The organism is Ectopseudomonas composti, from assembly GCF_001567565.1.
Classification (GTDB): domain Bacteria; phylum Pseudomonadota; class Gammaproteobacteria; order Pseudomonadales; family Pseudomonadaceae; genus Aquipseudomonas; species Aquipseudomonas composti_A.
This window is the reverse complement of sequence record NZ_LSSW01000012.1, coordinates 1-22998: the sequence shown is the minus strand read 5'-3', so window position 1 is coordinate 22998 and position 22998 is coordinate 1. Positions and strand designations below refer to the sequence as shown.

The following is a 22998-nucleotide window of genomic DNA, read 5'->3' as shown; positions in this document are numbered from 1 at the left end:
CCAGGAGCCCTGTCATGAGCCATCCGCACCTCGAACTGACCAACGTCGGCATCGACTTTCCCACCGAAAAGGGCCTGTTCTGCGCGCTGCAGAACGTCAATCTGAAAATCGACAAGGGCGAATTCGTCTCACTGATCGGCCATTCCGGCTGCGGCAAGTCGACAGTGCTGAATATCGTCGCGGGGCTTCATCAGGCCACCGCCGGCGGTGTGATCCTCGATGGCCGTGAGGTCACCGAGCCCGGCCCGGAGCGCGCCGTGGTGTTTCAGAACCATAGCCTGCTGCCCTGGCTCAGTTGCTACGAGAATGTCGAGCTGGCCGTACACCAGGTATTCAAGGGCAGCAAGTCACGCCAGGAGATGCGCGACTGGATCGACCACAACCTGGCTCTGGTGCAGATGACGCATGCTCGCGACAAGCGCCCCGGCGAGATTTCCGGCGGCATGAAGCAGCGCATCGGCATCGCCCGCGCGCTGGCCATGCAACCCAAGGTGCTGCTGATGGACGAGCCGTTCGGCGCCCTTGATGCCCTGACCCGCGCCCACCTGCAGGACTCACTGATGGAGATCCACGCGGAGCTGGGCAACACGGTGATCATGATCACCCATGATGTCGACGAAGCGGTGCTGCTCTCCGACCGCATCGTGATGATGAGCAACGGTCCGGCAGCTACCGTCGGCGATATTCTCAAAGTCGAGCTGGAGCGCCCGCGTGAGCGTATGGCGCTGGCACACGCAAGCCAGTACCACGCCTACCGAGCCGCCGTGCTGGAGTTCCTCTACCAGCGCCAGCAGCGGCCGGCAGCCTGATATCCATACGCCGCTCAGACTCATGAGTCTGAGCGGCGGAACCTCTGTGCCGTTAAGAGGACGAACATCTGCATTCAACCGACAAGCAGAGAAACCCGTGCTCGACCTCACCACCTGGAATCTGTCGATCCCCACTGAACCGACGCCCACCACCATCACCACTCAACGCCTGAACAACGGCTATCAGAGCCGTTACTTTCGCCGCAATGCCGACGGCAGTGTGACCTTCTGGGTGCCGGTCACCGGCTCGACCACAGCCGATGCCCGCTACCCACGCAGCGAGCTGCGCGAAACCCAGCGCGACGGTAACCTGGACAACTGGCTGCATGCGAGTGCGGACAGCTACCTCAGTGCAGTGTTGCAGGTCGACCAGGTGCCCAGTCGTAACAAGGTGGTGATCGGCCAGATCCACAGCACCGATGTGCCGGGCAGCCAGAATGACCCGTTGATCAAGCTGCAATACCACTACCGCCGCGGCGTTGGTCGCGTAGAGCTGCTGCTGCGCGCACACCCAGGCGACAGCGAGGTGCAGAACATCCTGCTGGCGGAAAACGTTCAGCTTGGCGAGCGCTTCGGTTACGACTTGCGGGTGACGCCCAGTGGACGTATCGGCATCAGTGTGGCCAGCGCGGATGGCGACGACGGCAGCTATTACCGTCAGTTGAGCAGCGCCTGGAGCACCCAGCACCTGTACTTCAAGGCAGGCGCCTACATTCAGGACAATTACGGGCCGGACAATGAAGGCGGCCGAGTAACCTTCTATCACCTCAACAGCTTGCACCGCTGAGGCAGGCTGCGGCTTACAATCGCGGTTTTTACGGACAATGGCCGCATCATGGCACGCCTGACCCTCGACTTTCCCGAAGACCAGTATTACTACAGCACCCACCTGACCGTGCGTGTCACCGACATCAATGGCGCCAACCACCTGGGCAACGACTCGATGATCTCGATGATTTCCGAGGCGCGCGCCCGTTTTCTCTTCGAGTTCGGCATCCGCGAAACCGATGGCAAAGGCACTGGCATCATCGTCACTGACCTGGCCACCACCTACCGGGCCGAAGCCCATGCGCGCGACCAGTTGCTGTTCGAAGTGGGTGTAATGGACTTCAACAAGTACGGCGGTGACATCACCTTCCGTATCACCCGCCCGGCTGACGGCGCGCTGGTGGCGATGGCCAAATCCGGCTTCGTGTTCTTCGACTATCTGCAGTCGAAGGTGGTGTCGATGCCGGAGTCCTTCAGCGCCAAGTTCCCCAAGGTCAATCGGCTCGACTGACTCAGCGATCCCAATGCTCAAGGGCTGCAGGAGAACAGGCGTCTGGCAAAAACTTGCACAGTTATTGCTGCCAATACCGTGACACATTGGCATTCGTCTGCTACGCCTAGGTTCATAACAGAAAAAAGGGGGATCGAGGATGACCGACACTTACCGCCGCGCCCGTCAGGCGGGGCTGCTGAGCAATCTGCTGGCACTCACCTTGCTGACTCTGCCACTCCCCACTCATGCAACCAGCGCTGTTCAACTTTCCAGCGTCCAATCTCAAGCCACTCTCAGCACCCAGCGCAGCTGAGCGCAATGCTCGCCCCATTCCGGGGCATAGCCGGCGTAAACGCCTCGTTTTACGGCAGTACCAGGTGTGCCGAACCTGGGTAGCACCTGATCCCAGGGCCTCTGCTCGACTGGCCCAGTTCTTGCCTTTCCCTTATATCAGGCAGCCAACGGCGGCTACCTCTCTCACGACAAAGACGTCGCTTCACCTCGCCTAAATGGGCTGTGGTGGTGCGGCGTTTTTTTTTCGTGTTCGCCCCAGTGACCGGGGCCGGTGCAGGCATCGCGATCCGAGCCTGCAGCGCAATCGCTCAAACCTGCTGTGGCTTTGGCCGCAGGGCTCTGCACCACAAGTGCAAGGCCTTCCCGGCAGACGCGGCCGCCGTGTCCACGACCACGGTTCGCCGCGCCTGGCCGGGCTCCTTCTCGCTGATGAGGTGATCGATGAATACAAGTTTCTGGAAAGCCGGCCATGCCCCCACCCTGTTTGCCGCCTTCCTCTATTTCGACCTGAGTTTCATGGTCTGGTACCTGCTCGGCCCACTGGCGGTACAGATCGCCACCGACCTCGACCTCAACGCCCAGCAACGGGGCCTGATGGTGGCCACACCGATTCTCGCCGGTGCCGTTCTGCGCCTGTTGATGGGCTTTCTCGCCGACCGCCTGTCGCCGAAGACGGCTGGCCTGCTCGGCCAGGTGGTGGTGATCACCGCGCTGTTCTGCGCCTGGCAGATCGGCATCGGCAGCTACGAGCAGGCGCTGCTGCTCGGCCTGTTCCTCGGTTTCGCCGGTGCCGCCTTCGCCGTCGCCCTGCCGCTGGCCTCGCAGTGGTATCCGCCGCAGCACCAAGGCAAGGCCATGGGCATCGCCGGCGCTGGTAACTCCGGCACCGTACTGGCAGCGCTGTTCGCTCCCGGCCTGGCGGCGCTGTCCGGCTGGCAGAACGTGTTTGGCTGGGCGCTTATCCCATTGCTGGCGACCCTGCTGATCTTCGCCCTGACGGCCAGGAATGCGCCGGAGCGGCCCAAGGCCAAAGCCTTCGGCGACTACCTCAAGGCACTCGGCGACCGCGACAGCTGGTGGTTCATGTTCTTTTACAGCGTCACCTTTGGCGGCTTCATCGGCCTGGCCAGCGCCCTGCCCGGCTACTTCAGCGATCAGTACGGGCTGAGCCCGGTAACCGCCGGCTACTACACAGCCGCCTGCGTGTTCGCCGGCAGCCTGCTGCGGCCGCTGGGCGGCGCCCTGGCCGACCGCATCGGCGGTATTCGTACCTTGCTGATGATGTACACCATCGCCTCGCTTTGCATCGCGGTGGTTGGCTTCAACCTGCCCAGCGCGAGCGCTGCCCTGGCCTTCTTCGTCGCGGCCATGCTCGGCCTTGGTGCCGGCAATGGCGCGGTATTCCAGCTGGTACCGCAGCGTTTTCGCAGAGAAATCGGCGTAATGACCGGGCTGATCGGCATGGCCGGCGGCATCGGCGGTTTCTTCCTCGCCGCAGGCTTGGGCACCATCAAGCAGCACACCGGCGACTACCAGCTGGGCCTGTGGCTGTTCGCCAGCCTCGGTCTGCTGGCCTGGGTCGGCCTGCACGGCGTCAAGCAGCGCTGGCGCACCACCTGGGGCAGCGCAGCGGTGACCGCTGCCCGGGTATGAGCGAATGGGCGGGTCGTGCCTCGACGATCCGCCCAGTTGCCCGGTGTCGTAGGGTGGATGACGTTTTTTCATCCACCTGATGGCACCGCTGGATCGCTAAAGCGCGATCCACACTAGGCTCAAAATGAAGGTTTGCGGCAAAGGCGGGACCGCATTGCACTGGTCAGGTAAAGCGGGTGCAGTCGACAACGACGCACTCGTGTCACGGGCCTGGGGCCCTGCCTTTGCCTGAACCCTGCCCCTAATAACCGTTCTACGGGAACCGCCCCATGACACTGCGACTGAGCATCGGCGAAACCAGCGCCACCGGCCCGCGCAGCGAGAATCAGGATGCCTTGCGTGTGGTTACCCCGGCACCGGCACTGGCGGCCAGCAAGGGCTACCTGCTTGGCCTCGCTGATGGCGTCAGCCAGTGCGCTGACGGCGGCCTGGCGGCCCGCGCGACCCTGCAGGCACTGGCGCTGGACTACTACTCCACGCCCGAAACCTGGCCAGTACAGCACAGTCTGGACCGTCTGCTGATCGCACATAACCGCTGGCTGCAGGCCAACGGCGGCGGCCAGCCACTGCTGACCACCCTCACTGCTCTGGTGCTGCGCGGCCGTCGCTACACCCTGGCGCATATCGGCGACAGCCGCGCCTACCTGTGGCGCGATGGTCAACTGCAGCGTCTGACCGAGGACCATGTCTGGGAACAGCCGGGCATGCAGCACGTGCTCAAGCGTGCCATGGGCCTGGATCAGCACCTGGTGGTGGACTACCGCGACGGCGAGCTGCAGTCAGGTGACCGTTTCCTGCTGGTCAGCGACGGCGTCTGGGCCTGCCTCAGTGACAAGCGCATCGGTGAGCTGCTACGCGACGATAACACCGAGGCGATCTGCCAGGCGCTGGTCTGCGAGGCCCACCGCGCCGGCAGCCAGGACAATGCCAGCGCCCTGCTGGTGCACGTCGAGCAGCTCCCCGAAGCCGCACTGGCCGACACCCTGGCCCAGCTCGAACACTGGCCGTTGCCGCCGCGCCTGCGTGATGGCCAGGCATTCGAAGGCTGGCAGGTCGAGCGGTTGCTCGGCGAATCGCGCCAGTCGCTGATCTACCGGGTGCGCGACGCCGACCACCAACCCTGGCTGCTCAAGACCCTGCCCACCAGTCGCACTGGCGAGGAGCAGGCCGGCCCGGCGCTGCTGCAGGAGGAATGGTTCCTGCGTCGCGTTGCCGGGCGCCACTTCCCCGAGCTGCATGCCCTGCCGCAGCGCCAGCACCTGTATTACGTGCAGCGCGCTTATGCCGGTCAGACCCTCGCCGCGCGCCTGCGCCAGCATGGCCCGCTGAGCCTGGCCGACTGGCAGGACCTGGCGCCGCGTCTGATCAAGGCGCTCGGCCTGTTGCACAGGCGCAATATCATCCACCGCGACATCAAGCCGGAAAACCTGTTACTCGGCGACGACGGCGAACTGCGCCTGCTCGACTTCGGCCTGGCCTACTGCCCGGGCCTGTCCCGCGACGAGGCCCATAGCTTGCCCGGCACCCCCAGCTATATCGCCCCGGAAGCCTTCGCTGGCAGCCCGCCCAGCGCGCAACAGGACCTCTACGCCGGGGGCGTAACGCTCTATCACCTGCTCACCGGCCACTATCCCCATGGCGAAGTCGAGGCCTTCCAGCACCCGCGCTTCGGCCAGCCAACACCGGCCAGCCGCTATCGTCCGGACCTGCCGGCCTGGCTCGACGAGATGCTCAAGCGCGCAGTTGCCGCCGATCCGGCGCAGCGCTTCGAGACCGCCGAACAGTGGCTGCTGGCCTTGGAAGGCAGCGAGCGCCAGTCGTTGAGCAATCACCCACGGCCACTGCTGGAGCGCGAGCCATTACTGGTGTGGCGCACCGTGGCGCTGATGTCGCTGCTGCTCAACCTGCTGCTGGCATTTCTGCTGCTCAAATAGCCGATTACGCACCAAGGCAGCGCGCAGCGCATCGCTAAGGTGCGCAGATGTACTCGGCTGATGCAGCAAAATGGCTGGAAAGCCTGAAAATTCGTGGTTTGATCGAGTTGGCACAAGGGCTGCATTCACAACGATCACGAACTACATAAGCACGACCTTCAACGACGAAGGCTGCATTTCCCGATAGAACGGGACCTGGACAAAGGCGTCCTCGCTAGGTGACTAGCGGGACGCCTTTTTTGTTTTTCTGGCCTGCCATTTCTGGCGGCCAGCTTTCCGTGACTATTGACTCAGGAGATAGCCGGCATGCAAAAACTCAAGCTGGTGATGATCGGCAACGGCATGGCGGGTGTACGCACCCTCGAAGAACTGCTCAAGCTCGCCCCCGACCTCTACGACATCACCGTGTTCGGCGCCGAGCCGCACCCCAACTACAACCGCATCCTGCTCTCCCCCGTGCTGGCCGGCGAACAGACCTTCGAAGAGATCGTACTCAACGATCTGAACTGGTACGCGGAAAACCACATCAAGCTGCTGCTCGGACGCAAGGTGGTCAAGATCGACCGCAAGAAGCGCCTGGTAATTGCCGACGATGGCAGCGAGGCCGAGTACGACCGCCTGCTCATCGCCACCGGCTCCAACCCTTTCATCCTGCCGATCCCGGGCAAGGACCTGGAGGGCGTGATCGGCTATCGCGACATCGCCGACACCCAGATGATGATGGAAACGGCCAAGACTCATAAGCACGCGGTGGTCATCGGCGGCGGCCTGCTCGGCCTGGAGGCCGCCAACGGCCTCAAACTGCGCGGCATGGACGTCACCGTGGTGCACATCGGCTGCTCGCTGCTGGAGCGTCAGCTCGACCGCACCGCCGGCGAGCTGCTGCAGAAGTCCCTGGAGGATCGCGGCCTGAAATTCCTCCTGCCCAAGCAGACCGCCGAGCTGCTGGACAACGGCGAGGGCCGTGTCTGTGCGGTGAAGTTCAAGGACGGTGAGGTGATCCCTGCCGACCTGGTGGTGATGGCCGCCGGTATCCGCCCCAACAGCGAGTTGGCCGAGAGCGCCGGGCTTGCCTGCAACCGCGGCATTCTGGTCAACGACACCATGCAAACCTTTGACCCGCGGGTTTACGCCATCGGTGAATGCGCCAGCCACCGCGGCATCGCCTACGGCCTGGTGGCGCCGCTGTTCGAGCAAGCCAAGGTCTGCGCCAACCACCTCGCCCAGCTCGGCTTCGCCCGCTACCAGGGCTCGGTGACCTCGACCAAACTCAAGGTTACCGGCATCGACCTGTTCTCCGCCGGCGAATTCATGGGCGGTGAAGGCACCGAGACGATCACCCTTTCCGACCCCATCGGCGGCGTCTACAAGAAGCTGGTAATCAAGGACGACGTGCTGGTCGGCGCGTGCCTGTACGGCGACACCGCCGACGGCGGCTGGTACTTCCGCCAGATCCGCGAGCAGCACAACGTCAGCGAGATCCGCGACCACCTGATGTTTGGCGAAGGCGCCATCGGCGACGTCGGCCACCAGGGTGCCGACAAGACCGCCAACATGCCCGACAGCATGGAAGTGTGCGGCTGTAACGGCGTGTGCAAGGGCACCATCGTCAAGGCTATCCAGGAGAACGGCCTGTTCTCCGTCGACGAGGTCAAGAAGCACACCAAGGCTGCCAGCTCCTGCGGCTCCTGCGCCGGTCTGGTCGAGCAGATCCTGATCAGCACCGTCGGCGGCGCCGCCGACGTCAAGCCCAAGAGCGAGAAAGCCATCTGCGGCTGCAGCGACCTCAACCATGGGCAGATCCGCAAGGCGATCCGCGAGCAGCACCTGACATCCATGGCGCAGGCCATGGAGTTCCTCAACTGGAGTACGCCCAACGGCTGCGCCACCTGCCGCCCGGCGCTGAATTACTACCTGATCTCCACCTGGCCGGGCGAGGCCAAGGACGATCCGCAGTCGCGCCTGATCAACGAGCGCGCCCACGCCAATATCCAGAAGGATGGTACCTATTCGGTGGTGCCACGCATGTGGGGCGGCGTGACCAACCCCGCCGAGCTGCGCCGCATCGCCGACGTCGCCGACAAGTACAACGTGCCCATGGTCAAGGTCACTGGTGGCCAGCGTATCGACCTGCTGGGCATCAAGAAGGATGATCTGCCGGCAGTGTGGAAGGAGCTGGACATGCCCTCCGGCCACGCCTACGGCAAGTCCATCCGCACCGTGAAGACCTGCGTCGGCAGTGAGTTCTGCCGTTTCGGCACGCAGAACTCGACCCAGCTGGGCATCGACCTGGAACACGATCTGTTCAATATGTGGTCGCCGCACAAGGTCAAGCTGGCGGTCTCCGGTTGCCCGCGCAACTGCGCCGAGGCCGGCATCAAGGACGTCGGCATCATCGGCGTGGACTCGGGGTTCGAGATCTACATCGGCGGCAACGGCGGGATCAAGACCGAAGTCGCCGAGTTCTTCGTCAAGGTCAAGACCGCCGAGGAGGTGCGCGAATACAACGCGGCCTTCCTCCAGTTGTACCGCGAGGAGGCCTTCTACCTCGAGCGCACCGTGCATTACATGCAGCGCGTCGGCATGGAACACATCAAGAAGGCCGTGCTGGAAGACGAAGCCAATCGCAAGTCACTGGCCGCGCGCCTGCACTACGCCCTGTCGTTCGAGCAGGACCCCTGGAAAGAGCGCATCGAAACGCCGCAACTGAAGAAAGAGTTCGACACCATCAAGGTCGCGCAACTCGAGGAGGCCTCCGTATGAACTGGCTGGATATCTGCGCCCTGGACGAAATCAACGTGCTCGGCTCACGCATCGTCACCGGCCCTAAAGGCGACATCGCCATCTTCCGAACCGCGGCCGACGAGGTCTTCGCCCTCGACGACCGCTGCCCGCACAAGGGGGGGCCGTTGTCCCAGGGCTTGATCTACGGCAAGCGCGTGGCCTGCCCGCTGCATAACTGGCAGATCGAGCTGGAGTCCGGCGAGGCCGTGGCACCGGACGTTGGCTGCGCACACCGGCACCACGCCAAGGTGGAGAGCGGCCGGGTGTTGCTGGCCCTCGCGCACAGCAGCTAGCCAGCCCTGAGGGAGGCGTTTCAGCGGCGACGATCGCGGCTAAAGCCCTCCCTGCAGAACTTCCCCGCGCCTCAGGAGCTACGAACATGGCCAGCCCCACTCAAATCACCGCCTCCACCTGCTGCTACTGCGGCGTGGGCTGCGGCGTACTGATCGAGCACGACAGCGAGCAGATCCTAGGCGTCGCCGGCGATCCCAGCCACCCGGCCAACTTCGGCAAGCTGTGCAGCAAGGGTTCGACCCTGCACCTGACTGGCGACCTCGACGCCCGCGCCCTTTACCCCGAGCTGCGCCTGGGCAAGGGCCTGGCCCGCACCCGCACGGACTGGGACAGCGCCCTCGACCACGCTGCGGCGGTGTTCGCCCAGACCATCCGCGAGCATGGTCCGGACAGCGTCGCCTTCTACATCTCCGGCCAGTTGCTGACCGAGGACTACTACGCCTTCAACAAACTGGCCCGTGCCCTGGTCGGCACCAACAACATCGACTCCAACTCGCGCCTGTGCATGAGCTCTGCCGTGGTCGGCTACAAACGCAGCCTCGGCGCCGACGCCCCGCCTTGCAGCTATGAGGACATCGAGCAGAGCGACTGCCTGCTGATCGCCGGCTCCAACATGGCCTACGCCCACCCGGTGCTGTTCCGCCGGCTGGAAGAAGCCAAGGCCCGCCGTCCGCAGATGCAGATCATCGTCGTCGATCCGCGGCGCACCGACACCTGCGAACTGGCCGACCTGCACCTGGCGATCCTGCCTGGCACCGACGTCGCGCTGTTCCACGGCATCCTGCATATCCTGCTGTGGGAAGGCTGGATCGACCGCAACTATATCGACGCCCACACCGAGGGCTTCGAAGCGCTGAAGAACCTGGTGCGCGACTATAGCCCGGCCGCCACCGCCGATATCTGCGGCATCAGCCTGGACGCGCTGCAGCGTTGCGCCGAACTGATCGGCAAAGCACCGTCGTTCCTCTCGCTGTGGTGCATGGGGCTCAATCAGTCCACTGCCGGCAGCGCGAAGAACAGCGCGCTGATCAACCTGCACCTGGCCACTGGGCAGATCGGCAAGCCTGGCGCCGGTCCCTTCTCTTTGACCGGCCAACCCAACGCCATGGGCGGCCGCGAGACCGGTAGCCTGAGCAATCTGCTGCCCGGTCATCGCGAGGCCAGCAACGCCGAACATCGCGCTGAAGTCGCCGCCTACTGGGGCGTCGATGCACTGCCACAGACGCCGGGCCTGTCCGCCATCGAACTGTTCGATGCTGTGCACGACGGACGCATCAAGGCGCTGTGGATCGCCTGCACCAACCCGGCGCAATCGCTACCGAACCAGAACAAGGTGCACGAAGCCCTGGCCGCCTGCCCCTTCGTCGTGGTGCAGGAAGCCTTCTTCACCACCGAGACCTGCCGCTACGCCGACCTGCTGCTGCCTGCCGCCAGCTGGGGCGAGAAGGAAGGCACGGTGACCAACTCCGAGCGCCGCGTCAGTCATGTACGCCGCGCCGTGCCAGCGCCCGCAGAGGCGCGGCCCGATTGGTCGATCACCTGCGACTTCGCTCGTCGCCTGGAACAACTGCTCCGCCCCAGCCTGCCCAGCCTGTTCGATTTCGCCGACAGCGAAGCGCTGTTCGAGGAATACAAGCACCTGACCGCCCAGCGCGACCTCGACCTCTCGGGGCTGAGCTACGCGCTGCTCGATGACCAAGGTCCCCAGCAATGGCCGTTCCCGTCAGGCGCCCGCCAAGGCACCGAGCGGCTCTACGGCGACGGCAGCTTCCCCACCCCCAGCGGACGCGCACAGTTCCACGCCGACCCGTACCGCGCACCGAAGGAAAAGCGCGAGGCGCGCTATTCGCTCACCCTCAATACCGGCCGCCTGCGCGACCAGTGGCACGGCATGAGCCGAACCGGCACCGCCGCGCGCCTGTTCGGCCATGTCGAGGCCGCCGTGCTCGGCCTGCATCCGGACGAGCTGCGCCGCCGTCGCCTGCACGACGGCGACCTGATCAAACTGCGTAGCCGTCGCGGTAGCCTGATCCTGCCGGTACAGGCCGACGACTCGGTGCGTCCCGGCCAGGCCTGGCTGCCCATGCACTGGGGCGACCGCTTCCTCAAGGGCCTGGGCACCAACGTGCTGACCCAGCCGGCCTTCGATCCGTTGTCCAAGCAGCCGGAGCTCAAGCATGCCGGGGTCGAGGTGGACAAGGTCGAGCTGCCCTGGCAACTGTTCGCCCTGGTAGAGGGTGAGGTGCAGAACCGCTTCGAGTCCCTGCGTCCGCTGTTCGAGGACTTCGTCTACGCCAGCCTCACCCCCACCGGTCACGAGCGCCCCGCTCTACTGATCCGCGCCGCCAGCGCCTTGGCGCCGCAGCCGGAACTGCTGGAGCAGATCGACCGCCTGCTAGGTCTGCATGAAGGGCCGGTGCTGGCCTATGACGATCCGCGCCGTGCCGTGGGCAAACGCGTGCGCATCGAGGACGGCCGCATCGTCAGCATTCGCCTGGCCGGTGAAACCGCCGCCAGCGAATGGCTCAGAAGCCTGTGGCTGGACGGCCAGGCCGACGCCGACTTGCGCCGCTGGCTGCTCGCCCCGGTCTCCGCACCGCCAGGCAATGCAGCCACCAGCAGCCACGGCAAGACCCTGTGCAACTGCCTGAACGTCAGCGAAAGCGCGGTGTGCGCCGGCATTGCACGCGGCCTGGATCTCGACGGCCTCAAGCAGGAGCTCAAGTGCGGCACCAGTTGTGGCTCCTGTGTCCCCGAAATCAAACGCCTGCTGGCTATCCGCCCGCTTGCAGTCAACGCGTAGAGGAACCCGATATGAACGCAAAAGTCTGGCTGGTGGGCGCGGGCCCAGGTGATCCCGAGCTGCTGACCCTCAAGGCGGTCAAGGCGCTGAGCCAGGCCGACGTCGTGATGATCGACGATCTGGTCAACCCCGCCGTATTGGAACACTGTCCTGGCGCTCGTATCGTCTCGGTAGGCAAGCGCGGCGGCTGCCGCTCCACCCCGCAGGCTTTCATTCATCGCCTGATGCTGCGCTATGCGCGCCAGGGCAAGTGCGTGGTCCGGCTGAAAGGCGGCGACCCCTGCATCTTCGGCCGCGGCAGCGAAGAAGCCGACTGGCTCGGCGCGCACGGCATCGAAGTGGAGATGGTCAATGGCATCACCGCAGGTCTGGCTGGCGCCACCAACTGCGGCATTCCTCTGACCCTCAGAGGCGTGGCGCGTGGCGTAACCCTGGTCACGGCGCATACGCAGGACGACAGCACGCTGAACTGGCAGGCGCTGGCGCAAAGCGGCACGACGCTGGTGATCTATATGGGAGTGGCCAAGTTGGCAGACATACAGGCCGGTTTACTGGCCGGCGGCATGGCGCCTGACATGCCGGTGGCGATGATCGAGAGCGCCTCTCTGCCTGAGCAGCGGGAGTTCCGTAGCAGCCTGCTAAGGATGCAAGCCGACGCCGTTGCCTTCGCCCTAAAGAGCCCAGCCATCCTGGTGATAGGTGCCGTGGCTGCGACAGGTCTACAGGCCGACCTTCCGCTGTCGCGGCAGGCCTGAGGCGGATTTTCTACAGGCAAAGAAAAACCCGGCCGGAGCCGGGTTTTCTTAAAGCACCAGATCGATTACTGCTGAACCTGAGCTTCTACTTCTGCTTCAACGCGACGGTTGATGGCACGGCCATCGGCAGTGGCGTTGTCAGCAACCGGACGGGTCTCACCGTAACCGGCAGTGTTCACGCGGCTACCGTCAACACCATACTGGTTGACCAGAACTTCACGCACGGCTTTAGCACGGCGCTCGGACAGTTTCTGGTTGTAAGCGTCGCTACCAACGGAGTCGGTGTGACCTTCAACAGTGGTGGTGGTCTGCGGGTACTGGTTCATGAAGTCAGCCAGGTTCTTGATGTCACCGTAGCTTTCTTCTTTCACGCGGTCTTTGTCGAAGTCGAACTTGACGTCCAGCTCAACGCGAACAGCTTCCATTGCTGGCTCCGGAGCAGGCTCAGGCATCGGCTCGGGTGCAGCGGCTACGACCGGAGCAGGAGCAGGCTTGCTGCCGCCACCGAAGTTCAGACCAACACCCACGCCGGCTTGCCACTCGGTGTCGCCCTGGTCGATGTTGTACAGAGCGTCGACGCCAGCACGGGCGTAGAACATTTCGGTGAAGTAGTACTTGGCGCCAGCGCCAGCGATGGCCAGGGTGGAATGGTTACGACCACCGCTGTTGGCGTCGCCGATGCTCTGATGGCCGAAACCAGCAGAAACGTACGGACGCAGACCAACACCCGGCTGACCGAAGTGGTAGATGGCCTTCAGGTCGGTCAGGTTGCCCTTGATGTTCTTGCTGCCTTGCGAACCTTCGCCACGCAGATCGTGGTATTCGCCATAGGACAGTGCCAGTTCGACGTCGTCAGTCAGGTAGTAGCCGATGCTGCCACCGAACAGATTGCCTTCGTTGTGCGCGTAATCACGCTGAACGTCGGTGAAGTAGCGATTGACGAAGCCCTCCACCTCGACAGCGCCTTGGCCTTGCGCCAGCGCGCCGAAAGAGGTTGCGGCGACGAGAGAGCCAATGACTACGCCCAAGGTGTTTTTTACTTTCATCCGTTAAATCCCCATCTTGGTGGTTAATAAGTCGCCGTTAACTTCAGTCGGCAACTTGCTGGCGATTTTATCAGGTATCGCCACTCCCTTAGTGGTCGGAAAGCTGAACTAAGTTTCGGAAGTGTCCGAAAATTTATCCCGCAACCGATCCAATGCTCGCTTGTAGCGCATTTTGGTTGCGCTCAAGCCCATGTGCATGATGTCGGCAATCTCTTGAAACTCGAGTTCGGCGACAAAACGCAACACCAGAATCTCGCGGTCGATCGGGTTGACGTGTACCAACCAGCGATCCAGACCGCCGCGCTCCTCGACTTTGGGTGTCTTGTCGTCGGAAGCTTCTTCGAGCGGATCCAAACTTAAAGCGTCGATCAACCGACGCTTACGCCGCTCTTTTCGATATTGAGTAATGCATTCGTTGTAGGTGATGCTGTATAGCCAGGTTTTGAACTTGGACTTACCCTCAAAGTTCTTGAGGCCATAAAGAACTTTGAGCATGACCTCCTGACAGACATCATCAGCATCCCTTTCGTTCCCTAAATAACGCGCACAAACGTTAAATAATGTTCGCTGGTAGCGACGCATCAGCTCTTCATACGCACGAGTGATGTGAAACAACTCGTCGTGGGCGCGCGCCACCAGCTCTTCATCGGTGAGCTCGCGGGGGTCGTAGCGCGTGGGCAGGGCTTGAGCTTTGTTCAAAACGAGTCGGGCCGACGGTCAGGACGAAAAGTGCCCGGCAGGTCACACCTGTCGGGCAGCTGCATAAAATAACAGATTGGCGTCAGCGACTGTTCACGCGTTGCTCGAGCATCACTCGATTTGCCACCGATACCAGCTCACCAGTATCGGTCAACAGGGTGGTTTTCACTGTGCCGATCTCTTCGATCTGCCCTTCGACATCACCAACCTGCACTTGTTGCCCGACTTCATACAGTTCGCGCACGTAGATGCCTGCGAGGATCTGACTGGCGATGTCGCGGCTACCCAGACCCAGCGCCAATGCGACCGCCAGGCCAACGGAGATCAGCACGATGGCGATCACGTTGTTGAGCAGATCGGTCTTGACCTCCAGCTGGCCGATTGCCACCGAGATGCTGATGATGATCACCAGGCCCTGCGCCACCCGGCCCAGGCCGTGGGCGTATTCCAGACCGACGCCCTCGGCGGCGCCACGCACCAGACTGCTGACCAACTGCGCCAGCAGCACACCGGCCAGCAACACCAGCGCGGCACCGAAGACCTTGGGCAGGTACAGGGCCAATACGTCGAGAGTGGCGGAGACGCGCTGCAGGCCCAGCGACTCGGCTGCGGAAACCAGGAAGATCAGCAGCACGAACCAGTAGACGATCTTGCCGATCAGGGTCGAGACCGAGGCGTGGATGCCAACGCGTGCCAGCAGCTTGGTCAGACCGGTGCCCATCATCAGGCGATCCAGGCCGACCTTGCCCAGTAGCTTGGATAGCAAGGTGTCGAGCAGCTTGGCGACGACGAAGCCGAGCAGCACCAGTACCAGCGCGACGAACAGGTTGGGGATGAAGCCGGCAACCTTGGTCCACAGGGCAGTCATCGCGGAGATCAGGCTTTGGGTCCAGGGATCGAGTTCCATTTCAGTCGGCCTTGTCAGCAGAAGCAGAGGATTGGTTACGGCGCGAAACCGGCGCCACATGCGCCGAACCGTTGTTCAGGGCGATCATCAGCGCCTGGGCCCAGTGCCCCATCAGGCTGAACAGATCGCCAGCACCGACCTGGCGGTTGGCGGTCTTGAGAACCCGGTGCAGGCAAGCATCGTCGTCATGGGTGGACGGCGAGGACTTGAGCAAATCGCGTAGAGACTCTTCGAATGGATCGTGCATGCGCACCTCACGGGATGTCACGGCTAGACGAAGTAGCCGACGGATGAGTCACACATCACAGCCAACGCCAACGGCGAAAAAGCAGCAGTTGCCCCACCGCCAGAAGCATCATGAGGCCGCAAGCGACGAAGAAACCAGTGGGGTTGTCTGCCCCCGGAATGCCGCCGACGTTGATGCCCAGCAGCCCGGTCAGGAAGCTCAGCGGCAGGAACAGACCGGTAATCACCGTGAACCTGTACATGATCCGATTCATGCGCTCGCCAAGCCGGCTGCTTTCTGCCTCGAGCACCAGGCTGACCCGCTCGCGAATCAGCTCCAGCTCTTCGAGATAGCGCGTCAGCCTGTTGTTGAGCTCGTTCCAGTAGTCATCATCGTCCTCGACGAACCATGGCTGCTTGTTACGCGCCAGCTGCGCATAGAGATCACGTTGCGGCGCCAGGAATCGGCGCAGGCTGGCAGCGCGTCGACGCACCTGCAGCATCAGGCCGTGATCCGGACGGTAGCACTCGTCTTCGTCAAGACGATCTTCCTCGTCGTCGAGTTGCTCGCTCAGCTCGGTCACCAGGTCGTCGACCCGACTGGTCAGGTGACGCGCCAGCTCCAGCAGCAGCTCGGAGGATGTTTTGGGGCCCTTGCCGGCCCGCAGATCGGCGATCAGGACCTCGGTCGCCAGCAGCGGGCGCAGACGCAGGGAGATGATGCGCTTGGCATCGGCGAAGATGCGCACCGACACCATGTCTTCCGGCTCGGCACCCGGGTTACGGTTGACCCCGCGCAGGAAGATCAGCAACTCGTTGTCGGGCAACGGCAGCAGCCGCGGCCGGGTGTTCTCTTCCAACAGCAGATCACAGCTGAATTCATCCAGGCCACTGTACTCACGCAACCAGTGCTGCGATTGCATCCGGCCACGGTCCCAGTGCAGCCAGAGGCTTTCCTGCTCGCCTAGCTGCAGTCTGTCCAGCTGTTCACGGCTGATGCTGCGTGCGCCACCATGGCCATCGAGCACGAAGGCATGCAGCAGCGCCGAATCCTGATCCTGCATCGGCTTATTCCGGCATGTTCAGAGCTTGTGGAGAGACGATGACACCATTGTTGTCGGCGTACAGGTAATCGCCCGGCTTGAAGGTCACGCCGCCGAAGGTGACGGGGACATTCAGGTCGCCGATACCGCGCTTGTCGGTCTTCATCGGATGACTGGCCAGAGCCTGTACCCCGAGGTCGGTCTGGGCGATGACGTCGACGTCACGAATACAGCCGTAGACCACGATGCCTTCCCAGCCATTCTTGGCCGCCTTTTCCGCCAGCATGTCGCCGAGCAGTGCGCGCCGCAGCGAGCCGCCGCCATCCACGACCAGCACCTTGCCCTGCCCTGGCAGATCGACCTGCTCCTTCACCAGCGAGTTGTCTTCATGGCACTTGATGGTGACGATCTGACCACCAAAGGAATCGCGACCACCGTAGTTGGCGAACATCGGCTCGACGACCTGAACCAGCTCCGGGTAGGCATCGCACAGATCGGGGGTGATGTAGTGCATGACAGAACTCCTTTCGACGATGAATGAGCAAGCAGCCACCTTAATGGACCCGGCCGGCGCGGGACAATTCAGCAGCGGGACTCGCTGGCAATGAACCGCAAGCGGCCAGTAGATCGGTAAATGACTACCTGAGCACGAAGCGTCACATGTTACCGGTAAGCACCCCGCGAAGGAACGCTTGTGACAGCCTCAGGCTCCCGCCACAGAGGCATTCTCGGCAAAACCGGCAGGCAATTGCAGATGCTGCAACCAGTACTCGGTCAGTGGCCACACCTCGCGCTGCGCCTCCTTGCTCACCAGCATTTCGGCATGGCCGAAGTCACTGGAGAAGCCGTTGTCCTTGCCCAGCAGGAGAAACTGAGCCGGGGCCGCACTGCACTGTTGCAGTAACTTGCGACAGGCCCAGACAGGGTCCTGGTGATCGGCGGTCGCCCCCACGGCGAGAATGGGCATACGCACCTGGGTCAGACCAGCCCACCAGTCGCGCTCAGCATCCGCGAAACGTCCGAATAACCTGAGCCAGCGCAAGGCCTCCAGCGCCAGCCCGATCGGCTCGTCTTCAGGGCCACGCTTGAGGCGCCGCCCGGACAGATAGGGAAAGGCGCGCAACAACAGGCGACCGCCCCACTCCACCGGCGGCAGCTTCAACGGCCAGTAGACGCGGCTGACCTGACTACCAAACAGCGCCGCCGAGCGCGCATGCGATTGCGTGAGGTATTCGCCGCCTAGCGCCGCGGCCAGAATCACTCCACCCAGCGAGTGGCCGATCCAGTGCGCGGCCTGGCCCGTCTGCTCGAAGATGAAATCGCCGATCGCCGGCAGGTCGTAACGCACATACTGCGCAACGCTGTTGTTTCGATAGCTTTCGTTACGCGGTGACAGCCCGTGGCCGCGCATCTCGGCGATCCACACATCGAACCCGGCGCGCGCCAGGTAAGCCCCCAGACCAATGCCCTTGGGCGAGTACCAGAAGCGCCGATTGGAAAAACTGCCATGCAGCAACACCACGGGCACGCCACGTTCGCCTTCTGAACCTGCACGACCGAGCCGGGTCAGGGCCAGCTCGACGCTGGAGTCGGGGCTGTTGTTGGGCTTGAGGAGATAGACGTCCTCACTGAGGTCGCCGCGCAACTCGGCACTCATCAGGGAGACGGGAAAAAGCTCACTACTGCTTTGCATGGATCGGGAGACCGCACTGGCGAGATGCCACAAAAGAATAACGACACGCACAAAAAACCGCCGGGAGCGACATGCATATCGCTGGCGACGGCTTGGGGTGGCTGGCTAAACGCGATGGCCAGCAAAAAGGGCGGGATCAACCCGCCCTGTTTCGGATCGGTCATCGACCTCAGGCAGGCTGAGTTTCAGCCAGGAAGAACCAGGTGTCGAGTACCGAGTCCGGGTTCAACGAAACGCTTTCGATGCCCTGCTCCATCAGCCACTTGGCCAGATCCGGATGGTCCGACGGGCCCTGACCGCAGATGCCGATGTACTTGCCGGCGTTGTTGCAGGCGGCAATGGCATTGGCCAGCAGCTTCTTCACGGCCGGATTACGCTCATCGAACAGATGGGCGACGATGCCGGAGTCACGGTCCAGGCCCAGGGTCAGCTGGGTCAGGTCGTTGGAACCAATAGAGAAACCGTCGAAGAATTCGAGGAATTCCTCGGCCAGGATGGCGTTGGACGGCAGTTCGCACATCATGATGACCTTCAGGCCATCCTGACCACGGGCCAGGCCATTGCTGGCCAGCAGCTCGACCACTTGCGAGGCCTCACCCAGGGTGCGCACGAAGGGCACCATGATCTCGACGTTGGTCAGGCCCATCTCGTTGCGCACTTTCTTCAGCGCACGGCATTCCAGCTCGAAGCAGTCGCGGAAGGATTCGCTGATGTAGCGCGAAGCGCCACGGAAGCCCAGCATCGGGTTCTCTTCTTCCGGCTCGTACAGCTTGCCGCCGATCAGGTTGGCGTATTCGTTGGACTTGAAGTCCGACAAACGCACGATGACCTTCTTCGGCCAGAAGGCCGCGGCCAGGGTGCTGATGCCTTCGACCAGTTTCTCGACGTAGAAGTCCACCGGGTCGCCGTAGCCGGCGATGCGCTTCTCGACGCTGTCCTTGATCTCCGGCGGCAGGCCGGCGAAGTTCAGCAGCGCTTTCGGGTGCACACCGATCATGCGGTTGATGATGAACTCCAGACGGGCCAGGCCTACACCTTCGTTCGGCAGCTGGGCGAAGTCGAAGGCGCGGTCCGGGTTGCCGACGTTCATCATGATTTTGAACGGCAGGTCCGGCATGGCATCGACCGAGTTCTTGCGAATGTCGAAGCCCAGCTCGCCTTCGAAGATGAAGCCGGTGTCGCCTTCGGCGCAGGATACGGTAACGCCCTGGCCATCCTTCAGCACGCTGGTGGCGTTGCCGCAGCCGACCACGGCCGGAATACCCAGCTCACGGGCGATGATCGCGGCGTGGCAGGTACGCCCGCCACGGTTGGTGACGATGGCGCTGGCGCGCTTCATCACCGGCTCCCAGTCCGGGTCGGTCATGTCGGAGACCAGCACGTCGCCCGGCTGCACTTTGTCCATCTCGGACACATCATGGATCACACGGACCTTGCCGGCGCCGATACGCTGACCGATGGCGCGGCCTTCGACCAGTACGGTGCCCTTCTCTTTCAGCAGGTAGCGCTCCATCACGGTCGCGCTGGAACGGCTCTTCACGGTTTCCGGACGGGCCTGCACAATGTACAGCTTGCCGTCGTCACCGTCCTTGGCCCACTCGATGTCCATCGGGCGGCCGTAGTGCTTCTCGATGATCAGCGCCTGCTTGGCCAGCTCGCTGACCTCGGCGTCGGTGATGCAGAAGCGTGCGCGCTCGGCGCGGTCGACTTCGACGGTCTTGACCGAACGACCGGCCTTGGCCTCGTCGCCGTAGATCATCTTGATCGCCTTGCTGCCCAGGTTACGCCGCAGGATCGCCGGGCGGCCCGCTTCCAGGGTCGGCTTGTGCACGTAGAATTCGTCGGGGTTGACCGCACCTTGCACCACGGTTTCACCCAGGCCGTAGGCGCCGGTGATGAACACCACGTCACGGAAGCCCGACTCGGTATCCAGGGTGAACATCACGCCGGCGGTGCCGGTTTCCGAGCGCACCATGCGCTGCACGCCAGCAGACAGAGCGACCAGCTTGTGGTCGAAACCCTGGTGCACGCGGTAGGCAATGGCGCGATCGTTGAACAGCGAGGCGAATACTTCCTTGGCAGCGCGGATCACGTTGTTCACACCGCGGATGTTGAGGAAGGTTTCCTGTTGGCCGGCGAAGGATGCGTCCGGCAGGTCTTCTGCGGTGGCGGAGGAGCGCACGGCCACGGCCATATTGTCGTTGCCAGCACTCATGGTGGCGAAGGCCGCGCGGATCTGTTTGTCCAGCTCGGCGGGGAACTCGGCGTCCATCACCCACTGGCGAATCTGCGCACCGGTCTTGGCCAGGGCGTTGACGTCGTCGACGTCGAGGGCGTCGAGGGCAGCGTGAATCTGCGCGTTCAGGCCGCTTTGCTCGAGGAAGTCGCGGTAAGCCTGAGCCGTAGTGGCGAAACCGCCGGGAACCGAGACGCCGGCGCCAGCCAGGTTACTGATCATCTCGCCGAGGGATGCGTTCTTGCCCCCCACATGCTCAACATCGTGATTGCCGAGCTTATCGAGGGAAACTACGTACTCTACCAAGGTGATCTCTCCACTAATATGTTGGAAAAGCTCAGAATCTGCGTAAAGCCATGCGCCTTGCATGCCGCTTGCTCGCAAGCCTTTACACAAATTCTTGGGGGGCTGGATGTTCTGGAGACACGCTGCCGCCAGATTGTCGCCTTACCCTTGAATAAGTAACAATGCCGAAACCCCATGGGGCCGGCGAAAAACGCGGCCTATCATAGCCAAGAATCGAACTCAGCTTAAGGCCTGTGGCGCAAATGAAACGAACCGCTTTCTTCATCTCCGACGGCACCGGCATCACGGCCGAGACTCTGGGTCAGAGCTTGCTCGCGCAGTTCGAGAATATTCAATTCACGAAACTCACGCGTCCTTATATCGACAGCGTCGATAAAGCGCGCGCCATGGTACAACAAATCGATGCCGCCGCAGAAAGGGACGGCATCCGCCCGATCATCTTCGACACCATCGTCAATCGCGATATTCGTGCGATCCTCGACACCGCAAATGGTTTCATGATCGACATCTTTTCCACCTTCCTCTCGCCGCTGGAACAGGAGCTGAGCTCGCACTCCTCCTACTCCGTCGGCAAATCGCACTCCATTGGCCAGAACTCCAACTACATGGAGCGCATCGAGGCGGTCAACTTCGCCCTGGACAACGACGATGGCGCGCGCACGCACTATTACGACAAGGCGGATCTGATTCTGGTCGGCGTATCGCGCTGCGGCAAAACGCCCACCTGCCTTTATATGGCCATGCAATACGGCATCCGCGCGGCCAACTACCCGCTGACCGAAGACGACATGGAGCGCCTGCAGCTACCCGAGTCGCTGAAGAAATACCGCGACAAGCTGTTCGGCCTGACCATCGACCCGGATCGCCTCACCGCCATCCGCCACGAGCGCAAGCCCAACAGCCGCTATGCCAGCTACGCCCAATGCGAGTTCGAGGTGCGCGAAGTCGAGGGCCTGTTCCGCCGAGAAAACATCGCCTTCATCAACTCCACACATTTTTCGGTGGAGGAGATTTCCGCCAAGATCCTGGTGGAGAAAGGTGTTGAGAGACGCCTTAAATAATCCTCGTAACTATCTGTTATAAAAGAGAAAAGACTCTAAACCTCGAGTCTTTTCTAGCTTAGATCCTCAGAAGCTTTCACCCGGCACCCGCACCGAGCCCTCCATCAGGATCCGGGCGCTGCGACTCATCACCGCCTTGGTCACCGTCCACTGACCGTCGATCATTTTTGCCTGGGCACCAACCCGCAAGGTGCCGGACGGGTGACCGAAACGCACCGCCTCGCGCTCGCCTCCGCCAGCCGCCAAGTTCACCAGGGTTCCCGGAATCGCCGCAGCCGTGCCAATGGCCACCGCGCAGGTGCCCATCATGGCGTGGTGCAGCTTACCCATGGACAGCGCGCGCACCAACAGGTCGACCTCACTGGCCTTGACCTCCTTGCCGCTGGAAGTGCGGTAGTCCTTGGGCGGACTGACGAAGGCGATCTTCGGGGTGTGCTGACGTGTCGCAGCCTCCTCGGCCGTCTTGATCAGCCCCATGCGCAAGGCGCCGGCAATGCGAATCTGCTCGAAGCGCGCCAGTTGCACCGGGTCACCATTGATGGCCTCGCGCAACTCAGTGCCCTGGTAGCCGATGTCTTCGGCGTTGACGAAGATGGTCGGAATACCCGCAGAGATCATGGTTGCCTTGAAGGTACCGATGCCGGGCACCTCAAGGTCGTCCACCAGATTGCCGGTGGGGAACATCGAACCGCCCTCCTCGCTGTCGTCAGACGGATCGAGGAACTCCAGCACGATCTCCGCCGCCGGGAAGGTCACGCCATCCAGCTCGAAGTCGCCGGTTTCCTGCACCTGACCACCCGCGACCGGTACGTGGGCGATGATGGTTTTCTGGATATTGGCCTGCCAGATACGCACCACGCAGGTGCCGTTCTCGGGAATCCGCGCGGGATCGACCAGGCCGGCGTGAATGGCGAAGGCACCGGCGGCGGTGGACAGGTTGCCGCAGTTACCGCTCCAGTCGACGAAGGCCTTGTCGATGGAAATCTGCCCGTAGAGGTAATCGACATCGTGTTCGGGCTGGCTGCTCTTCGACAGGATCACGCACTTGGAGGTGCTCGAGGTGGCGCCGCCCATGCCATCGATCTGCGCCGAGTACGGATCGGGGCTGCCGATCACGCGCATGAACAGCTTGTCGCGGGCCGCGCCCGGCACCTGGCAGCGCTCGGGCAGATCCTGCAGGCGGAAGAACACGCCC

General features: G+C 62.8%; 20 protein-coding genes. 11 read left to right on the top strand and 9 right to left on the bottom strand.

Features of this window, described 5'->3' with window-relative positions; translation table 11 throughout:
• Positions 1-14 precede the first annotated feature (14 nt).
• From PCLY_RS02240 to cobA, 9 genes are all read left to right on the top strand, one after another.
• A complete protein-coding gene (locus PCLY_RS02240; RefSeq protein ID WP_061237618.1) occupies positions 15-809 on the top strand; it encodes an ABC transporter ATP-binding protein in 795 nt (264 codons plus the stop codon).
• 97 nt (positions 810-906) lie between these two features.
• Complete coding sequence (locus PCLY_RS02235) at positions 907-1596, top strand: polysaccharide lyase family 7 protein (RefSeq protein ID WP_061237617.1); 690 nt, start codon at positions 907-909, stop codon at positions 1594-1596.
• Positions 1597-1644: 48 nt separating this feature from the next.
• Positions 1645-2088, top strand: a complete 444-nt coding sequence (locus PCLY_RS02230; RefSeq protein ID WP_061237616.1) for a thioesterase family protein — start codon at positions 1645-1647, stop codon at positions 2086-2088.
• Between the two features lie 717 nt (positions 2089-2805).
• Positions 2806-4017: a nitrate/nitrite transporter gene (locus PCLY_RS02225; protein WP_061237615.1), complete on the top strand. Its 1212-nt coding sequence runs from the start codon at positions 2806-2808 to the stop codon at positions 4015-4017.
• Positions 4018-4286: 269 nt separating this feature from the next.
• Complete coding sequence (locus tag PCLY_RS02220) at positions 4287-5951, top strand: bifunctional protein-serine/threonine kinase/phosphatase (RefSeq protein ID WP_061237614.1); 1665 nt, start codon at positions 4287-4289, stop codon at positions 5949-5951.
• Between the two features lie 306 nt (positions 5952-6257).
• Entirely contained in the window at positions 6258-8714 is a 2457-nt protein-coding gene (gene nirB, locus PCLY_RS02215) for a nitrite reductase large subunit NirB (protein WP_061237613.1), read from the top strand.
• Positions 8711-9028, top strand: coding sequence for a nitrite reductase small subunit NirD (gene nirD / locus PCLY_RS02210; protein WP_061237612.1), 318 nt, complete (start codon positions 8711-8713; stop codon positions 9026-9028). Before nirB ends, nirD begins: the two co-directional genes overlap by 4 nt.
• Positions 9029-9114: 86 nt before the next feature.
• Positions 9115-11832, top strand: a complete 2718-nt coding sequence (locus PCLY_RS02205; RefSeq protein WP_061237611.1) for a nitrate reductase — start codon at positions 9115-9117, stop codon at positions 11830-11832.
• Between the two features lie 11 nt (positions 11833-11843).
• The gene (cobA, locus tag PCLY_RS02200; RefSeq protein ID WP_061237610.1) at positions 11844-12587 is read left to right on the top strand and encodes a uroporphyrinogen-III C-methyltransferase; all 744 of its coding nucleotides are present in this window, start codon (positions 11844-11846) and stop codon (positions 12585-12587) included.
• Between the two features lie 65 nt (positions 12588-12652).
• Here cobA and PCLY_RS02195 read toward each other — a convergent pair whose 3' ends face one another.
• The 8 genes from PCLY_RS02195 to ppsA all read right to left on the bottom strand — a co-directional run bounded on the left by PCLY_RS02195 (position 12653) and on the right by ppsA (position 20742).
• Positions 12653-13633 carry an OmpA family protein gene (locus tag PCLY_RS02195; protein WP_061237609.1) on the bottom strand — a complete coding sequence of 327 codons (981 nt, stop codon included), beginning with the start codon at positions 13631-13633 and terminating at the stop codon, positions 12653-12655.
• Positions 13634-13741: 108 nt separating this feature from the next.
• Complete coding sequence (gene sigX, locus PCLY_RS02190; protein WP_036999656.1) at positions 13742-14332, bottom strand: RNA polymerase sigma factor SigX; 591 nt, start codon at positions 14330-14332, stop codon at positions 13742-13744.
• Between the two features lie 82 nt (positions 14333-14414).
• Positions 14415-15239 (bottom strand): mechanosensitive ion channel family protein, encoded by an 825-nt coding sequence (locus PCLY_RS02185; RefSeq protein WP_061237608.1) that lies wholly within the window; start codon positions 15237-15239, stop codon positions 14415-14417.
• A gap of 1 nt (position 15240) precedes the next feature.
• Positions 15241-15486: a hypothetical protein gene (locus PCLY_RS02180; protein ID WP_061237607.1), complete on the bottom strand. Its 246-nt coding sequence runs from the start codon at positions 15484-15486 to the stop codon at positions 15241-15243.
• A gap of 55 nt (positions 15487-15541) precedes the next feature.
• Positions 15542-16528 carry a zinc transporter ZntB gene (locus tag PCLY_RS02175; RefSeq protein WP_061237606.1) on the bottom strand — a complete coding sequence of 329 codons (987 nt, stop codon included), beginning with the start codon at positions 16526-16528 and terminating at the stop codon, positions 15542-15544.
• A gap of 4 nt (positions 16529-16532) precedes the next feature.
• Positions 16533-17021, bottom strand: a complete 489-nt coding sequence (rraA, locus tag PCLY_RS02170) for a ribonuclease E activity regulator RraA (protein WP_061237605.1) — start codon at positions 17019-17021, stop codon at positions 16533-16535.
• A 189-nt stretch (positions 17022-17210) separates the two neighbouring features.
• On the bottom strand, positions 17211-18200 hold the full coding sequence (locus PCLY_RS02165) for an alpha/beta fold hydrolase (protein WP_061237604.1): 990 nt from the start codon (positions 18198-18200) through the stop codon (positions 17211-17213).
• 169 nt (positions 18201-18369) lie between these two features.
• Positions 18370-20742 carry a phosphoenolpyruvate synthase gene (gene ppsA / locus PCLY_RS02160; protein WP_061237603.1) on the bottom strand — a complete coding sequence of 791 codons (2373 nt, stop codon included), beginning with the start codon at positions 20740-20742 and terminating at the stop codon, positions 18370-18372.
• On the opposite strand from ppsA, the gene PCLY_RS25380 reads away from it, so the two are divergent.
• Together PCLY_RS25380 and ppsR are read left to right on the top strand one after the other, a co-directional pair.
• Positions 20689-20901, top strand: coding sequence for a hypothetical protein (locus PCLY_RS25380; protein ID WP_061237625.1), 213 nt, complete (start codon positions 20689-20691; stop codon positions 20899-20901). The two genes, ppsA and PCLY_RS25380, sit on opposite strands and share 54 nt — an antisense overlap.
• An 83-nt stretch (positions 20902-20984) precedes the next feature.
• On the top strand, positions 20985-21803 hold the full coding sequence (gene ppsR / locus PCLY_RS02150) for a posphoenolpyruvate synthetase regulatory kinase/phosphorylase PpsR (protein ID WP_061237602.1): 819 nt from the start codon (positions 20985-20987) through the stop codon (positions 21801-21803).
• A gap of 66 nt (positions 21804-21869) precedes the next feature.
• Here the strand turns inward: ppsR and prpF are convergent.
• On the bottom strand, positions 21870-22998 hold a 1129-nt coding region (prpF, locus tag PCLY_RS02145), incomplete at its 5' end, for a 2-methylaconitate cis-trans isomerase PrpF (protein ID WP_061237601.1).

What these genes read in the sequence shown, in the direction of transcription:
- PCLY_RS02225 (WP_061237615.1), top strand. Translation starts at nt 2,806, where the DNA reads ATGAATACAAGTTTCTGGAAAGCCGGCCATGCCCCCACCCTGTTTGCC.
- rraA (WP_061237605.1), bottom strand. Translation starts at nt 17,021, where the DNA reads ATGCACTACATCACCCCCGATCTGTGCGATGCCTACCCGGAGCTGGTT.
- PCLY_RS02220 (WP_061237614.1), top strand. Translation starts at nt 4,287, where the DNA reads ATGACACTGCGACTGAGCATCGGCGAAACCAGCGCCACCGGCCCGCGC.
- PCLY_RS02175 (WP_061237606.1), bottom strand. Translation starts at nt 16,528, where the DNA reads ATGCAGGATCAGGATTCGGCGCTGCTGCATGCCTTCGTGCTCGATGGC.
- PCLY_RS02165 (WP_061237604.1), bottom strand. Translation starts at nt 18,200, where the DNA reads ATGCAAAGCAGTAGTGAGCTTTTTCCCGTCTCCCTGATGAGTGCCGAG.
- PCLY_RS02230 (WP_061237616.1), top strand. Translation starts at nt 1,645, where the DNA reads ATGGCACGCCTGACCCTCGACTTTCCCGAAGACCAGTATTACTACAGC.
- PCLY_RS02185 (WP_061237608.1), bottom strand. Translation starts at nt 15,239, where the DNA reads ATGGAACTCGATCCCTGGACCCAAAGCCTGATCTCCGCGATGACTGCC.
- cobA (WP_061237610.1), top strand. Translation starts at nt 11,844, where the DNA reads ATGAACGCAAAAGTCTGGCTGGTGGGCGCGGGCCCAGGTGATCCCGAG.
- PCLY_RS02205 (WP_061237611.1), top strand. Translation starts at nt 9,115, where the DNA reads ATGGCCAGCCCCACTCAAATCACCGCCTCCACCTGCTGCTACTGCGGC.
- PCLY_RS02195 (WP_061237609.1), bottom strand. Translation starts at nt 13,633, where the DNA reads ATGAAAGTAAAAAACACCTTGGGCGTAGTCATTGGCTCTCTCGTCGCC.
- ppsR (WP_061237602.1), top strand. Translation starts at nt 20,985, where the DNA reads ATGAAACGAACCGCTTTCTTCATCTCCGACGGCACCGGCATCACGGCC.
- nirB (WP_061237613.1), top strand. Translation starts at nt 6,258, where the DNA reads ATGCAAAAACTCAAGCTGGTGATGATCGGCAACGGCATGGCGGGTGTA.
- PCLY_RS02240 (WP_061237618.1), top strand. Translation starts at nt 15, where the DNA reads ATGAGCCATCCGCACCTCGAACTGACCAACGTCGGCATCGACTTTCCC.
- nirD (WP_061237612.1), top strand. Translation starts at nt 8,711, where the DNA reads ATGAACTGGCTGGATATCTGCGCCCTGGACGAAATCAACGTGCTCGGC.
- PCLY_RS02180 (WP_061237607.1), bottom strand. Translation starts at nt 15,486, where the DNA reads ATGCACGATCCATTCGAAGAGTCTCTACGCGATTTGCTCAAGTCCTCG.
- PCLY_RS25380 (WP_061237625.1), top strand. Translation starts at nt 20,689, where the DNA reads ATGCTCAACATCGTGATTGCCGAGCTTATCGAGGGAAACTACGTACTC.